The organism is Bartonella sp. OC68QHHN (genome assembly GCF_042193875.1).
GTDB lineage: Bacteria > Pseudomonadota > Alphaproteobacteria > Rhizobiales > Rhizobiaceae > Bartonella > Bartonella grahamii_A.
Genome location: NZ_JBHIME010000036.1, coordinates 1 through 1,054 on the forward strand (window position 1 = coordinate 1; position 1,054 = coordinate 1,054).

The 1,054-nt window shown below is 35.9% G+C and carries 3 protein-coding genes; all 3 read left to right on the forward strand.

The window, feature by feature from the left end; genetic code table 11:
• Positions 1-312, forward strand: a 312-nt coding sequence (locus ACFIJ0_RS05730; RefSeq protein WP_375644023.1) for a hypothetical protein, incomplete at its 5' end; no start/stop codon positions are given.
• Positions 313-379: 67 nt separating this feature from the next.
• The gene (locus ACFIJ0_RS05735; RefSeq protein ID WP_375622545.1) at positions 380-814 is read left to right on the forward strand and encodes an antA/AntB antirepressor family protein; all 435 of its coding nucleotides are present in this window, start codon (positions 380-382) and stop codon (positions 812-814) included.
• Positions 807-1,054: Rha family transcriptional regulator (locus tag ACFIJ0_RS05740; protein ID WP_375644025.1), on the forward strand; the 248-nt coding region annotated here is incomplete at its 3' end. The genes ACFIJ0_RS05735 and ACFIJ0_RS05740, both read left to right, overlap by 8 nt.

Consider the following 1,054-nt stretch of genomic DNA (forward strand, 5'->3'; position numbering starts at 1 on the left):
AACATTGGTCGGTCGGGACCACTGGATGAAAGCCAAGTTCTAAAAATTATTGACGAGGCAGATGATGCAATCCAAATCTTTTGCATCAATCCTTGTGAAAAAAGTTGCGAAGATATTTCTGAAGAGGTCGCAGAAGCATATGTAAAAGAAAATATCGAACACCTCGATGAGAATAGTGAGGTTCATTATTTTATATGCGAAAGTGCTGTTTACAATAAACTTTTAGGCGAGATCGCAAACGAAAAATATAATGATGAGATTTACGGTACTTACGAACAGCAACACCGTTTGCGCCCATGTGATGTGCTTTAAAAATTCTTAAGGGCGCATTCAAAAGCGCCCCCTTTCATTCATCAATCCCATCAACATGAGGTTCGTAATGGAAAAGCTTCTTGCTACTCAATACAATATTATTCAGCATCAAAAGGTTCAAACTATTAGCGCTCGTGATTTATATACCTTTTTAGAGGTAAAAACAGAGTTTAGAAAGTGGATAACAAACTGTATTAAAGAACTTAGCTTTAGAGAAGATGTCGACTTTGTACTTTCTACTAAAAAATTATCAAACTCCTCACGTGGGAATCTTTTTAAAGATTATGCTCTCACTTTAGACACAGCAAAACACATTGCCATTTGTGAACCTGGTCTCAAAGGTAAACAAGTGCGTGAATATTTTCTGAAATGCGAAAAAAAAGCAAATTCAAAAATCGATTATTCAAATCCTGAAACATTAGAAGATTTCTTAAGACATCTAAGACAGCAAATTAAGCACAATGACAATGTTGTCACAACGAATGGAGTGAAGCATGCGTAATTTTATTACAACATCTGAAAGCAATTTTCAAAACACAACAATTCCAACCATGTCTAGTCGTGAAATTGCAGAATTGTGTAGTAAACAACATAAACACGTTATGCGTGATATTAAGCAAATGCTTGAAGAGTTGCACTCTAAAAGTACTGAGCCCAAATTTGGGCTGAGTGAATTTGTAGGTTTTTACAAAGATTCAACTGGTCGCACTCTCCCTTGTTACAACCTTCCTAAACGTGAATG

Coding starts and splice junctions, on each gene's coding strand:
- ACFIJ0_RS05735 (WP_375622545.1), top strand. CDS start 380: ATGGAAAAGCTTCTTGCTACTCAATACAATATTATTCAGCATCAAAAG.